Genomic DNA, 13,193 nt, shown 5'->3' with positions numbered 1-13,193 from the left:
CGCCGCTTCAGTTCGCCGATGCGACCGGCGTGACGCCCACCGCCGTCGCGGACACGAACACCGCGTGGATCTTGTCACCCTTCTTCAGCTTCTCCGCCGCGAAGTCAGGCGTGAGATCGAACGTCTCGGTGCGCCACGGTCCGCGCAGCGTGATCGTGCGCTTCTTGCTGTTCACGTTCTCGACCGTCGCGATGATCTCGACCTGACGCGTCGCGTCGAAGCCGGTCGCGCCGTTCGCCCCTGAAGTCGGCTGATACGTGACCGTATCGATACGCTCGCGCTCGCCCTTGCCGCCGCCCTTCACCTTCTCCGCGCTCACGAGCAGCGCGTTCTTATAGAGCACGTCGACCTTGTCGCCGATATGCAGTTTGTCGAAGTTCGTGACTTCCTTGTTCACGAGCACGGCTGCGTCACCGCGCGGGCCACGAATCATGAGCGTGCGATTGGCGGCGTCGATACCGACGATGGTCGCCTGCACGTGAATCGGATCGGCAAGGCTCACGACCTTGTCGGCGGTCTTTGCCAGCGGCGCGCTCTGCGCCACGGCGGAGCCCATCGACGCAACGATTGCCGACGCGCAAAGCAATGAAATGGCAGACAGTTTCACGTTCATTGAATTATTCCCTCGTTTGAAATTTGGACTACCAACGACCGGTTTCGGACCATCGCGCTGGCGATGGCACAACGTTATTTATACCGTGCGACCCGGTGCGAATCCAACTCATCACACGATATGTTACGACTCGCCGCACGCCTCGCCGAGAGCGCCGAAGGCAGGCCCGGCGTCGAACCGGTAAAATCAGCGCCATATCCGGCACGGGCGCGCGCCGCCCGTTTCCTTGCCGCTTCTTCGATCCCTCCAGGAGCGCTATGCGACGCTCGGCATTCTTTCTCCGCTTCATCGGCATCGGCGTTCTGTTCCACATTTACGTCGGCATCCGGCTGATCCCGGATGCGCCCGTCGGCCTGCCGCTCAAGGTGCTGGCGGCGGTCCTGCTCGCGGCCTCCGTCATCGTCATTCCGCTCGGGATGGCCGCGCGCCAGATCGAACCGCAGGCGCTCGCCGACCGCCTCGCCTGGTTCGGCCTGACGGCGCTCGGTTTCTTCTCGTCCCTGCTGCTTCTGACCTTCGCGCGCGACGTGCTGCTCCTGTTCGTGCATCTCGCCGACTGGATGCGCGGCGTGCCCGTCGGCTCGCCGAAGTTCGTCGCCTATAGCGCGCTCGCCGTGCCGCTTCTGGCCGTGCTCTTCTCCGCAATCGGTTTCTACAACGCGCGGCGGCGCGCGCCGGTCGTGAGCGTGGATGTGCCGATCGACAACTTGCCGGCCGCGCTCAACGGTTTCACGATCGCGCAGATCAGCGATATCCACGTAGGACCGACGATCAAGCGTCACTATGTGGAGCGCATCGTCGCGGCGGTGAACGGGCTTTCGCCGGATCTGATCGCCGTGACGGGCGATGTCGTCGACGGCACCGTGCCGAATCTCGCGGACCACACGCGCCCGCTCGCGGGCCTCAGCGCGCGGCACGGCACGTTTCTCGTCACCGGCAATCACGAGTACTACTCGGGCGCCGACAAGTGGATCGCCGAGTTCCGGCGTCTCGGGCTGACCGTGCTGATGAATCAGCATGTCGTGCTCAATCACGACGGCGCGCAGGCCGTGGTCGCGGGCGTCACCGATTTCAGCGCGGGCAGTTTCGATCCCGCGCATCGCAGTGATCCCGCCAAAGCGATCAGCGGCGCGCCCGACGACGCCACCGTGCGCGTGCTGCTCGCGCATCAGCCGCGCAGCGCCGCCGCTGCCGCCGAAGCGGGCTTCACGCTTCAGCTTTCCGGGCACACGCACGGCGGGCAATTCCTGCCGTGGAACTTCTTCGTGCGACTACAGCAGCCGTTCGTCGCGGGGCTCGTAAAGTTCAACGGGTTGTGGGTCTATACGAGCCGGGGAACCGGCTATTGGGGACCGCCGAAGCGCCTCGGCGCGCCTTCCGAGATCACGCTCGTCCGGCTGGTTGCATCGGCATCGGCATAAAAAAGGACGCGCGCCGCGAGGGTACGGCGCGCGTCCAGCGCTCGGGGAGAAGCGCCAGGCCCGATCTTGGTTTGACCGGCTACTCGGACTGACAGGCGGGGACCCGTCAGCGAGTAATTAAAAGTATGCGAACGGCCAAGCCGCGAACAGCCGAATTGTCCGAAAATAACGGAGTACGAAGTATTTTCTCTTCCGTTCGTCGACATCGAACGGATGCTGCCGAAAGACGCCGCGCCGCTACGCCAGCGCCGCGAGCACTTCCTGCGTCGACCGGATGCGCCCGATGCGCGGAAAGATGTAGCGGCAGGTCGATTCGTGCGTGTCGGCGTTGAGATCGCTCATCGCATCTTCGACGAAGATTTGCTGATAGCCGCGCTCGTGCGCGCCGCGCGCGGTCGAATCGACGCCGATGGCCGTCGCGATGCCGCCCAGCACGATCGTGCCGATGCCTCGCCGCCGCAAATGCGAGTCGAGATCCGTGTTGTAGAACGCGCCCCACTGCCGTTTGACGACGACGATATCCGACGCCCGCACATCCAGCTCCGCACACAATTCGCTCCAGCCCGCGGGTTCCGGCGCTTCCTGCGCCTGGCCCGCGTCGGTGATCGGACGCAGGCCGCCGGGACCGTTCGGAAACGCGACCTTGACGAGCACGACCGGCGCACCGAGCGCGCGAAAGCGGTCGGCGAGCGCGCGCGCGTTGGCGAGCACGCTCGCGGCATCGTGAGGTTGCACGGGCAACGCGGCGATGCCGGCCTGCAAATCGATCAGCACGAGCGCGGTTCTCGCCGGATCGAGCTTGAGTTCGGGTACGTTCATAAGACGGTCGCGAGAAAGGTGGATGAATGCGCGAATCAGGCTTCGTCGCGCAGGAATTCGAGCGCCGCGCCGTTCATGCAGTAGCGCAGGCCGGTGGGCTTCGGACCATCGTCGAAAACATGACCGAGATGGCCGCCGCAACGCCGGCAATGCACCTCGTTGCGCATGTGGCCGGTCGCGTCGGCGTGCGTCGCGACAGCGCCGTCGACCGGTTTCCAGAAGCTCGGCCAGCCGGTGCCGCTATCGAATTTCGTCGCCGATGAAAACAGCGCGAGCCCGCATCCCGCGCACGCGTACGTGCCGTCGCGATGTTCCTTCAACAGCGGACTCGCGAAAGGCGGTTCCGTGCCGCCGCGCCTGAGCACGCGGTATTGCTCCGAGGACAGACGGCGTCGCCAGTCGGCGCTGCTATGGTCTATTTCGTACGATCGGGCGGGCGCCGAAGGAGCGCCGCCCGCGAAGGCGGCCGCCATGATGCCGAGAAAATTGCGCTTCGTGCGTTTCATGATTTTCATCCGCTGAACGCCCTCGTCCGATTCGCCGCGCTACGTCTTGAAGCGGTATCCCGTCTTGAAGATCCATGCGACGATCCCGATGAACACCGCCAGAAAGACCAGCGTCATGCCGAAACTCACGCCGACATGGACATCGGCGAGTCCGTAAAAGCTCCACCGAAAGCCGCTGATCAGATAGACGACCGGATTGAACAGCGCGACGGTCTTCCAGAACGGCGGCAGGATGTGGATCGAATAGAAGCTGCCGCCGAGGAACGTGAGCGGCGTGACGATCAGAAGCGGGATGATCTGCAGCTTTTCGAAGCCGTCGGCCCAGATGCCGATGATGAACCCGAGCAGGCTGAATGTCACCGACGTCAGCAGCAGAAACACGATCATCCAGAAAGGATGATCGATTCTGAGCGGGACGAATAAACGTGCGGTCAGAAGAATGATCAGCCCGAGAATGACCGATTTGGTCGCCGCCGCGCCCACGTAACTCACCACGAGTTCGAAGTACGACACCGGCGCGGACAGCAGTTCGTATATGGTGCCCGTGAATTTCGGGAAATAGATGCCGAACGAGGCATTGGCGATGCTCTGCGTGAGCAGCGACAACATCACGAGGCCCGGCACGATGAACGCGCCGTAGCTGATGCCGTCGACTTCCGGAATGCGCGAGCCGATGGCCGCCCCGAACACGACGAAGTAAAGCGACGTGGAAATGACCGGCGACACGATGCTCTGCATCAGCGTGCGTCCGGCGCGCGCCATTTCGAAACGGTAGATGGCGCGAACGGCGTATAGATTCATTTGGCTTCCCTGACGAGGCTCACGAAGATGTCTTCGAGCGAGCTTTGCGTCGTTTGCAGATCCTTGAAACGCACGCCGGCTTCGTCGACGTGGCGCAACAGCGCGATGATGCGGCCCGGCTCGTCTTGCGCATCGTACGTGTACGTGAGCTCGCTGCCGTCCGGCGAACGCGCGAGGCCGTAAGGCACGAGCGGCGCGGGGATCTCCGCGAGCGGATGCTCCAGTTGCAGCGTGAGCTTCTTTTGCCCGAGCTTGCGCATCAGTTCGCGCTTCTCCTCGACGAGCACGATCTCGCCACGGTTGATGACGCCGATGCGGTCCGCCATCTCCTCCGCTTCCTCGATGTAATGCGTCGTCAGGATGATGGTCACGCCGTTGCGTTGCAGCTCGCGCACGAGGTCCCACATGTCGCGGCGCAGTTCGACGTCGACGCCCGCCGTGGGCTCGTCGAGAAAGAGGATTTCCGGTTCGTGCGCGAGCGCCTTGGCGATCAGCACGCGCCGCTTCATGCCGCCTGAAAGCGTCATGATCTTGTTGTCTTTCTTGGCCCAGAGCGAGAGCGACTTCAGCACCTTCTCAACGTACGCCGGATTCTTCGGGCGGCCGAATAAGCCACGGCTGAACGACACGGTCGCCCAGACGGTTTCGAAGGCGTCGGTGGTGAGTTCCTGCGGCACGAGGCCGATCATCGCGCGCGCGGCGCGATAGTCGGTCAGGATGTCGTGACCCGCGACGGTCACCTTGCCCTCGCTCGGATTGACGATGCCGCACACGGTGCTGATGAGCGTCGTCTTGCCCGCGCCGTTCGGGCCGAGCAGCGCAAAAATCTCGCCGCGACGGATCTCCAGGTTCACGTCCCGGAGCGCGCGGAAGCCCGACCCGTAGGTCTTGGACAGATTCGAAATGGTGATGATGGTTGGCATGGCGTGGACGATAGCAGATACGGCGCGATCCGGCTTGGATGAAAGGGGTCGTCCGTTCGGCCAATGTCCGAAGCGCGCGGCGCTGCCTACAATGCACTGCTGAATGCCAGGAGCCGACATCATGCTGTTCGAACAGATTCACACCACATGCATCAACGACGACGACCTGCCGTGGGTGCCTTTCACGCCATACAGCGAGCGCGTGCTCGTCAAGTATTTCAAGCTCGATCCGATCCGTGGCGAGGTGATCGCGATGATGAAGGCGCCCGCGCAAGGCAGCATGCCGCGTCATCGTCATACGGGAACGGTGATCGTCTACACGGTCGAAGGGCGCTGGAAGTATCGGGAGCACGAGTGGATCGCGGCGCCGGGCAGCATCGTCTACGAAACGGCCGGATCGAGCCACACGCCCGAGGCGCTGCCGTCGGATGCGGCGGGCGCCGACATCGTCACGCTCAACATCATTCAGGGCGAGCTGCTTTTCGTGAACGACGATGACCGCGTGCTCGCCGCCGAAAACTGGAAGACCGGTCTGGACCGATACCTTGCTTTCTGTCATGCAAACGGCATCGCGCCAAAAGATCTGACCGGCTTCGCCGCTGGTTAAAATCGATGCCTGGACGCGCCTCGCGCGCTTTCGACCATTACCGGTTTGCCGGCCTACGCGCCGGCGCAATTCTGGAGGAGCAAAAGCATGAAGATTCAGACCGTCGGCATCGTCGGCGCGGGAACCATGGGCAACGGCATCGCGCAGGTCGCGGCCGTCGCGGGCTTCAAGGTCGTGATGATCGACGTCACCGACGCCGCGCTCGCGAAAGGCATCGCCACGCTCACGGGCAGCCTCGAGCGGCTCGTGTCGAAGGACAAGCTCGCGGCATCGGCGCGCGACGCGGCCTTGACGCGCATCGAGACATCGACCGATTACGGGCGTCTTTCCGCAGCCGATATCGTGATCGAAGCCGCGACCGAAAACGCCGAGCTCAAGAACCGCATCCTGAAGCAGATCGAAGGCGCCGCGCGCGCCGATGCCATCATCGCGTCGAACACGTCGTCCATTTCGATCACCGCGCTCGCCGCGACGCTCGCCACGCCGGAGCGCTTCATCGGCATGCACTTCTTCAATCCGGTGCCGCTCCTGCAACTCGTCGAGGTGATTCGCGGCGTGCAGACGAGCGACGAAACCGCCGCCGCCGTGCGCGAGCTTACCGAGAAGCTCGACAAATCGCCGATCGGCGTGCGCAATTCGCCGGGCTTCGTCGTCAACCGCATTCTCGTGCCGATGATCAACGAAGCGTTCTTCGTGCTTTACGAAGGTGTCGCGAGCGCGGAGGAAATCGACGCAGGCATGAAGCTCGGCGCGAATCATCCGATCGGCCCGCTCGCGCTCGCGGACCTGATCGGCCTCGACGTGTGCCTCTCCGTGATGGACGTGTTCCTCAAGGACTTCGGCGATTCGAAGTACCGCGCGTGCCCGCTGCTGCGCGAACTGGTGTCGGCGGGGCGGCTCGGGCGCAAGACCAAGCGCGGCGTGTATCGGTACGATTAGCCGGCAGCGAAATCGAGCAGCGGTCCGGCGGGCACGATGCCCGTCGGATTGATCGTCCGGTGGCTCTCGTAATAGTGCCGCTTGATGTGCTCGAAGTTCACCGTCGCGGCGACGCCTGGCATCCGGTAGACGTCGCGCGTGAACGTCGACAGATTCGGATAGTCGGCGATGCGCCGCAGATTGCATTTGAAGTGGCCGACATACACCGCGTCGAAACGCACGAGCGTCGTGAAAAGGCGGATATCAGCTTCGGTGAAGCGATCGCCCGTCAGGTAGCGGTGCGTGCTCAAGCGCTGCTCGAGAAAGTCGAGCGTCTCGAAGAGCGGCGTCACCGCTTCCTCGTACGCGGCTTGCGTCGTCGCGAAGCCCGCCTTATACACGCCGTTGTTGACCGTGTCGTAGATGCGCGCGTTGAGCGCGTCGATCTCTTCGCGCAACGCGCGCGGATAAAAATCGCCCGGTTTCGCACCGATGCCGTCGAACGCCGAATTCAGCATACGGATGATTTCCGACGATTCGTTGTTCACGATCGTCCCGCGCTGTTTGTCCCAGAGAATCGGCACGGTCACGCGGCCCGTGTAATGCGGATCGGCGGCGGTATAGACCTGATGCAGATAGCGCGCGCCGTTGACCGTATCGGGCACGACGCCCGGCGCTTCGTCGAAGGTCCAGCCGTTTTCGAGCATCAGCCAGTTCACGACCGATACGTCGATCATCTCTTCCAGCCCTTTCAACGCGCGCATGATGAGCGTGCGATGCGCCCACGGGCATGCAAGACTCACATACAAGTGATAGCGCCCCGCCTCGGCCTTGAAGCCGCCTTCGCCGTCCGCCGTCACCCAATGCCGATACGCCGCGTCCTTGCGCACGAAGCGCCCGCCCGTGGACGACGTGTCGTACCACTTGTCCTGCCACTTTCCGTCGACGAGTAGTCCCATTTCGATTCTCCTTGAAAGCCGTTGCGCAATCGACGCGCCACGGCAACCCATCCATCAGTTCTGTTCGATGAAGCGCACGAGTTGTCCCATCGTCGCGTCCGGTGCTTCTTCCATCAGCCAGTGGCCCGCGCCCGGCACGACCACGCCCTGCACGTTCGTCGCGACGAGCTTCGCCTGATCGATCAGGAACGTGCCCGAAGCGCGCTCGCCGGCGAGAACGAGCATCGGCATCGGCAGCGGCGTTTTTGCGAAAACGGCGAAATCGCCGGCGTCTTGCGTGAACGTGTGGAAGTACTCGAAGCCCGCGCGCATGCGGCCATTGCGCGCATATTGCGCCGAATAATAGCGGCGATCGGCTTCGCTCACCGAATGCGCGGGATCGGCGGCAAAGTCGTTCCAGAAGTGCTCGAAATAAACGCGCTCGCGGCCGCGCACCAGTTGTTCCGGCGTGTCGCCGTAGAAGTTGAAGTGCCACTTGTCGCGCAACAGCCAGACTTTCTGCCAGTCGCCGACGCCCGGCAGAAATGCGTCCATCAGCACGATGCTCTCGACTTCGTCGGGATACTGCGCCGCGTACGCATACGCCACCATCAGCCCGATGTCGTGCCCGACGAGCTTCACCTTGCGATAACCCAGCGCCCGCACCATCGCGTGAATGTCCTGCGCGAGCGTTTTCTTGTCGTAGCCGGAAACGGGCATCGCCGAAGCGCCCGCGCCCGGCAGATCCGGCGCGAGCACGACGCGCTCGCCCGCGAGGCGCGTCATCAGCGGCTGCCACATGTGGCTCGTTTCCGTGTAGCCATGCAGCAGGACGACCGGCGTCGCATCGCCGTGCCCGGCTTGCAGATAGTGCAGCTCGACGCCGTTCGCATCGATCGTGCGCGACTGGATCGCGCTCGCGGCCGCGACGGGTTGCGGCGGGCGCGGCGCGTTTGCGGCATGCGCCGACGGTTGCAGCGCGGCGGCGGCGAGCAGCACGCCAATGGCGCGGCGGATCGTATTGAGGAAGGTTTTCATCGTTCAGCTCCATCGAAAGTTTGGTTTGTCCGATGGGCTGATATTGGACCGGCACCGTGCTTTTGCCGTACGATCGGGACGATGCACTCGTTCGATGGAGTCGAACATGTTGTCAGAGGAAGAACTTTCGCTGCTCGACGCGATCCGCGAAACCGGCAGCCTGTCCCGCGCGGCGGCGCGTCTCGGCAAGGCGCCGTCCACGGTGTCGCACGCCGCGCGGCAACTGGAAACGCGCTTCGACGCGCTTCTTTTCGACCGGCGGCGCTATCGCCTGCAACTGACGCCTGCCGGCCATCTTCTCGCCGATGAAGCATCGCGCCTGATGCTCGACGTCACGCGGCTCGCGCAGCGCGTGAAGCAGATCGCGAGCGGCTGGGAAGACCGGCTGTGGATCGTCTGCGACGAAATCCTCGAATTCGAGACGCTGCTGCCCGTCGTGCAGGCGTTCGATGCGCTCGATTCCGGCGTCGCGCTGCGCATGACGCACGAGGTGCTTTCCGGCACCTGGGAAGCGTTGCGCGATGGCCGCGCGGACCTGATCGTCGGCGCCACCAACGAGCCGCCCGCGATTCCCGGTCTCCGCTGGTTCGAGCTCGGCGTGATGCAGTGGGTGTTCGCCGTGTCGCCGCGTCATCCGCTCGCCAGCGTGAGCGGGCCGCTGAAACGCGAGCAGATCGCGGCGCACCGGGCGGTCGTCGTCGCGGATTCGTCGCGCTCGGCGGGACGCGCGTACGGCGTACTCGGCGGCCAGGCCGCGCTCGCCGTCCCGACGATGCGCGCGAAAATCCTCGCGCAGCGGCAAGGTCTCGGCACGGGCTGGGTGCCGCGGCATCGCGTGGAAGCGCTGCTCGCGCGCGGCGAACTCATCGAAAAGGTAACCGCCGATCCGCGCGAGCCGAACGTGCTGTACGTCGCGTGGCGCGGCGATCACGAAGGCCGCGCGCTGCAATGGTGGACCGAGCAGTTGCGCCAGCCGCGCCTGTCGAAACGTCTCGTCGACGGCATCGACGCTTTCGCGTAAGAAGCGGTTACAAATTCGCCGCCGATCGGGCGACGGCAATCGCGCAGTCGCCGCGTTCAAGTTCTCGTCGCAACCTGAACCGACGGGACACATCATGAGAAAAACACGTTCGCCGCTGCGCGCGGCGCTTTCGGCAGCCGTACTCGCGCCGGTCGTCGCGGTATCGTTCGCGGCGCTGCACAGCGGGCCGGCAGACGCGCAAGCCATCATCGTCGCGCCGGCTGCCCCGCCGCCGCCGCGCGTCGAGCAGCCACCGCCGCCGCGCGCGGGCTATGCGTGGGATCCGGGCCACTGGCGCTACGCGCGCGGCGGCTATGTCTGGGCACCGGGACACTGGCGGCCGATGCGCGCGGGTTATCGCTGGATTCCGGGTCATTGGGTGCAGCGCGGGCCGAACTGGCGCTGGGTCGAAGGTCACTGGGCGTGAAGCGCGCGCACGCGCGCCGCAGCACGATCGAACCGGAGCCGAACATCATGTCGAAGGCTTTGCACGCCGCGACGCTCGCCGGATGCGTCGTCCATCCGGCGCATCCGGTCTACTATCGCGGGCCGGTCGCCGTTTACTGAGGATGCGGACGGCGTCGTTCGAACAGTCCGACATGCGCAACGAAACCCGACATCACTTTGAACGAAGAAGAAGATCCAGATACCGCGCTCATTGCCCGCGTCGGCAATCGGGAACCGGGAGCCGTGCGCGAGATCGTCGCGCGCAAGCTCCCGCGTATCGTCGCGCTTGCGTCGCGCCTGCTCGGCGACCGTAACGAGGCCGACGACGTGGCTCAGGAAGCCTTTCTGCGCATCTGGAAGATCGCACCGACATGGCGGCGCGGCGAAGCGCGCTTCGATACGTGGCTGCATCGCGTGACGCTCAATCTGTGCTACGACCGTCTGCGCCGGCATCGAGAAACGCCGCTCTCCGACGATATGCCCGAAGAGCCCGACCTCGCCCCGCTCCCCGACGAGCGTCTCGCCGCGGCGCACGCAAACGAGCGCATGCAACAGGCGCTCGCGACACTGCCCGTGCGTCAACGCGAGGCGCTCGTGCTGCAGTACTACCAGGAATTGCCGAACGCGCAAGCGGCGGCCTTGATGGGCATCAGCGTCGAAGCGCTCGAAAGCCTGCTCGCCCGCGCGCGCCGCAATCTGCGAGCCGCGCTCGACGCCCCGAAGGAACATCGATGACACCACAACGATTCCGCGACATCACCGAGGCTTACGGCGCGTCGCCCGCGCGCTGGCCCGCGGACGAACGCGACGCCGCGCTCGCGCTCGTTGAAGCACGCGACGCCGATGCGCTCGCCGCGCTCGCCAAAGCCCGCGCGCTCGACGGACTGCTCGACGCCCACGCCGTCGCCGCGCCGAGTGCGGCGCTCGCGCGGCGCATCGTCGATTCGGCGCCGATGCAACCCGCGCGCGCCTTCTGGCGGCGTCCTCGCATCTGGTTTTCGGGCGTGGGCTTCGTCGGCGCGGGCGCGGCCGGCGTCGCGGCGGGCGCGCTCCTGGTTTCGCTGCTCGCGCCCGCACCCGTCCCCGGCGACGAAGCGCACGGAGGCTGGTCCGAGCAATCCTATACGGGCACGGCCTTCGGCGGCGCCCCTTCCGACTGGAGCGATCAATGAGTCCACGCACGCTGAAGACGCTCGCGGTGGTGTCGCTCGTGCTGAACGTCTTCTTGATCGGATCGATCGCGGGCGGCGCGTACCGGCTGTTCGCGCATCAGCGCACGGAGACAGCGCAGCAACGCGGCATCCGCTTCGCCGCCGCCGATCTGTCCGCCGAACGTCAGCGCGAGTTGCGCGACGCGCTGCGCAAGACGCGCCGTGAAAGCGCGCCGCTGATCCGCGATGCGCGGGACGGACGCATCGACCTCGCGCGCATTCTCGCGGCGCGCGAGTTCGATCGCCGTGCGCTCGACGATGCTCTCGCCCGCACGCGCGATGCCGACGTCGCATTGCGCGCGCGCATCGAAGGCGCGGTCGCGGACTTCGCATCGACGCTCACGCCCGACGAGCGCGTGAAGCTCGTCGGCGCGATGGAGCGATACGGTCCGCTGCGCGCCGTGCCGCCCGGCGAACGGCCACAGCAATGACGCGTGACGCGACGGATTTCGCGCGCACACGCGTTTAACCCGCATCGAGCACTTCGGAGCACGTCATGGCCATCGCGCCGCAAGTTTCGCCTGCCGCCATCGCGGTGAATCGCTTCGGGCTCGGCGCGCGTGCAGGCGAGCCGTTACCCGCCGATCCGCGCGGCTGGCTCATCGCACAGGCCGATCCGCGCGCGAGCGCCTATCAGCCGATGCCGCCCGCGCTGAGCAGCCAGCCGTCGAGCACCGCGCTCGCCGCGCAGTTCGCCGAACGCCAGCGTGCGCTGCGCGACGCGAGCGACGCCGACAAGCCCGCCGTGCGCAAGCAATACGGCGAGCAGATCCGCGACGTCTATCGCAATGCCGTCGATGCGCGCATGACGAGCGCGCTCACGACGGGCGCGCCGTTCATCGAACGTCTGGTGCACTTTTGGGCGAACCACTTCGCCGTGTCGATCGAAAAGCCGCCCGTCGCGATGCTCGCCGGTTCGTTCGAGAACGAGGCGATCCGTCCGCACGTGCTCGGACGCTTCGAGGACATGCTGGTCGCGGCCGAACGGCATCCGGCGATGCAGATTTTTCTCGATCAGCCGCGCTCGGTCGGCCCCGACAGTCCCGCCGCCGAGCGCGCCGCGATGAAAAATCCTGACAACAGGCGCGGCCTCAACGAAAACCTCGCGCGCGAAATCATGGAGCTGCACACGCTCGGCGTGCGCAGCGGCTACACGCAGACCGACGTAACCGAGTTCGCCCGCGCGCTGACCGGCTGGAGCCTCGGCGCGATGAACGCAAACGCAGGGAATACTTCCGGCGATGCAACGCCGCCCGGCGCGTTCGTGTTTCGCGCGCGTCTGCACGAGCCGGGCGCGCGCACCGTGCTGGGCAGGCAATACGCGCAAGCCGACGAAGCGCAGCCGCTCGCCGTGCTGCGCGATCTGGCGGCATCGCGTGCGACGGCGCATCACATTGCGGAGAAGCTCACGCGCCATTTCGTCGCGGATACGCCGCCGCCCGCGCTCGTCGAACGGCTAGCGAACGTCTTCAGCGATACGGGCGGCGATCTGCCGTCGATGTATCGCGCGCTTATCGACGCTCCCGAAGCGTGGTCGGGCGCGGCGCTCAAGTTCAAGACGCCGTGGGACTGGACCGTGTCGTCGCTGCGCGGGCTCGGGCGCACCGGTGTGCAGGACATGCGCGCCGCGCCGCTTCTCACGCAGCTTGGCCAGCAAGTGTGGCGTCCGGGTTCGCCCGCCGGTTACGACGATATCGCCGCGAGCTGGGCCGCGCCCGATGCGCTCGTGCGCCGCGTCGAGCTTGCGCAACGTTTTGCGGCGCGTTTCGGCCAGTCCGCCGGCGATACGCTCGACGCCCGCGCGCTCGGTCCGCAACTGCTCGCGGGTTCGTTGTCCGAATCGACCGCGAGCGCCGTCGCCCGCGCGGAAAGCGCGCCGACCGCGCTCGCGCTGCTGCTCGTGTCGCCCGATTTTCTGAGGAGATGAAAC

Annotated in this window: 17 protein-coding genes; 10 read left to right on the top strand and 7 right to left on the bottom strand. The window is 65.6% G+C overall.

The window, feature by feature from the left end; genetic code table 11:
- Positions 1–7: 7 nt before the first annotated feature.
- Entirely contained in the window at positions 8–613 is a 606-nt protein-coding gene (locus AWB77_RS28010) for a hypothetical protein (protein WP_061137711.1), read from the bottom strand.
- A 257-nt stretch (positions 614–870) separates the two neighbouring features.
- On the opposite strand from AWB77_RS28010, the gene AWB77_RS28005 reads away from it, so the two are divergent.
- Complete coding sequence (locus AWB77_RS28005; RefSeq protein ID WP_061137710.1) at positions 871–2,034, top strand: metallophosphoesterase; 1,164 nt, start codon at positions 871–873, stop codon at positions 2,032–2,034.
- Between the two features lie 237 nt (positions 2,035–2,271).
- Here the strand turns inward: AWB77_RS28005 and AWB77_RS28000 are convergent, their stop codons facing one another.
- The 4 genes from AWB77_RS28000 to AWB77_RS27985 are packed head-to-tail and all read right to left on the bottom strand — an operon-like array spanning position 2,272 to position 5,083.
- Positions 2,272–2,853, bottom strand: coding sequence for a hydrolase (locus tag AWB77_RS28000; protein ID WP_061137709.1), 582 nt, complete (start codon positions 2,851–2,853; stop codon positions 2,272–2,274).
- 35 nt (positions 2,854–2,888) lie between these two features.
- Positions 2,889–3,368 (bottom strand): peptide-methionine (R)-S-oxide reductase MsrB, encoded by a 480-nt coding sequence (msrB, locus tag AWB77_RS27995; protein WP_063936574.1) that lies wholly within the window; start codon positions 3,366–3,368, stop codon positions 2,889–2,891.
- A gap of 30 nt (positions 3,369–3,398) precedes the next feature.
- Entirely contained in the window at positions 3,399–4,160 is a 762-nt protein-coding gene (locus AWB77_RS27990) for an ABC transporter permease (protein WP_061137708.1), read from the bottom strand.
- The gene (locus AWB77_RS27985) at positions 4,157–5,083 is read right to left on the bottom strand and encodes an ABC transporter ATP-binding protein (protein ID WP_061137707.1); all 927 of its coding nucleotides are present in this window, start codon (positions 5,081–5,083) and stop codon (positions 4,157–4,159) included. Before AWB77_RS27985 ends, AWB77_RS27990 begins: the two co-directional genes overlap by 4 nt.
- A gap of 121 nt (positions 5,084–5,204) precedes the next feature.
- Between AWB77_RS27985 and AWB77_RS27980 the strand changes: the two genes are divergently transcribed.
- Both AWB77_RS27980 and AWB77_RS27975 read left to right on the top strand, forming a co-directional pair.
- Entirely contained in the window at positions 5,205–5,690 is a 486-nt protein-coding gene (locus AWB77_RS27980) for a 2,4'-dihydroxyacetophenone dioxygenase family protein (protein ID WP_061137706.1), read from the top strand.
- 87 nt (positions 5,691–5,777) lie between these two features.
- Positions 5,778–6,629, top strand: coding sequence for a 3-hydroxybutyryl-CoA dehydrogenase (locus AWB77_RS27975; RefSeq protein ID WP_061137745.1), 852 nt, complete (start codon positions 5,778–5,780; stop codon positions 6,627–6,629).
- Here AWB77_RS27975 and AWB77_RS27970 read toward each other — a convergent pair.
- Together AWB77_RS27970 and AWB77_RS27965 are read right to left on the bottom strand one after the other, a co-directional pair.
- Complete coding sequence (locus AWB77_RS27970; protein ID WP_061137705.1) at positions 6,626–7,567, bottom strand: glutathione S-transferase family protein; 942 nt, start codon at positions 7,565–7,567, stop codon at positions 6,626–6,628. The genes AWB77_RS27975 and AWB77_RS27970 overlap by 4 nt on opposite strands.
- 54 nt (positions 7,568–7,621) lie before the next feature.
- Positions 7,622–8,584: an alpha/beta fold hydrolase gene (locus AWB77_RS27965; RefSeq protein WP_061137704.1), complete on the bottom strand. Its 963-nt coding sequence runs from the start codon at positions 8,582–8,584 to the stop codon at positions 7,622–7,624.
- A gap of 106 nt (positions 8,585–8,690) precedes the next feature.
- Between AWB77_RS27965 and AWB77_RS27960 the strand changes: the two genes are divergently transcribed.
- The 7 genes from AWB77_RS27960 (at position 8,691) to AWB77_RS27935 (ending at position 13,190) form a co-directional block, all read left to right on the top strand.
- Positions 8,691–9,605 (top strand): LysR family transcriptional regulator, encoded by a 915-nt coding sequence (locus AWB77_RS27960; RefSeq protein ID WP_061137744.1) that lies wholly within the window; start codon positions 8,691–8,693, stop codon positions 9,603–9,605.
- Between the two features lie 94 nt (positions 9,606–9,699).
- Entirely contained in the window at positions 9,700–10,032 is a 333-nt protein-coding gene (locus tag AWB77_RS27955) for a YXWGXW repeat-containing protein (protein ID WP_061137703.1), read from the top strand.
- Complete coding sequence (locus AWB77_RS36175) at positions 10,029–10,172, top strand: hypothetical protein (protein ID WP_157694933.1); 144 nt, start codon at positions 10,029–10,031, stop codon at positions 10,170–10,172. Before AWB77_RS27955 ends, AWB77_RS36175 begins: the two co-directional genes overlap by 4 nt.
- 51 nt (positions 10,173–10,223) lie before the next feature.
- Positions 10,224–10,787, top strand: coding sequence for an RNA polymerase sigma factor (locus tag AWB77_RS27950; RefSeq protein WP_244158675.1), 564 nt, complete (start codon positions 10,224–10,226; stop codon positions 10,785–10,787).
- Positions 10,784–11,224 (top strand): hypothetical protein, encoded by a 441-nt coding sequence (locus AWB77_RS27945; RefSeq protein ID WP_061137701.1) that lies wholly within the window; start codon positions 10,784–10,786, stop codon positions 11,222–11,224. Before AWB77_RS27950 ends, AWB77_RS27945 begins: the two co-directional genes overlap by 4 nt.
- Positions 11,221–11,694: a periplasmic heavy metal sensor gene (locus AWB77_RS27940; RefSeq protein WP_061137700.1), complete on the top strand. Its 474-nt coding sequence runs from the start codon at positions 11,221–11,223 to the stop codon at positions 11,692–11,694. The genes AWB77_RS27945 and AWB77_RS27940 overlap by 4 nt, the downstream gene beginning before the upstream one ends.
- Before the next feature lie 65 nt (positions 11,695–11,759).
- Positions 11,760–13,190 (top strand): DUF1800 domain-containing protein, encoded by a 1,431-nt coding sequence (locus AWB77_RS27935; RefSeq protein WP_061137699.1) that lies wholly within the window; start codon positions 11,760–11,762, stop codon positions 13,188–13,190.
- Positions 13,191–13,193 lie beyond the last annotated feature (3 nt).

It is taken from the genome of Caballeronia fortuita (assembly GCF_001544835.2).
In the GTDB taxonomy this organism is placed as follows: Bacteria; Pseudomonadota; Gammaproteobacteria; order Burkholderiales; family Burkholderiaceae; genus Caballeronia; species Caballeronia fortuita.
Note: the sequence above shows the minus strand (reverse complement) of the source record. Positions and strands in the feature narration are given on the sequence as shown.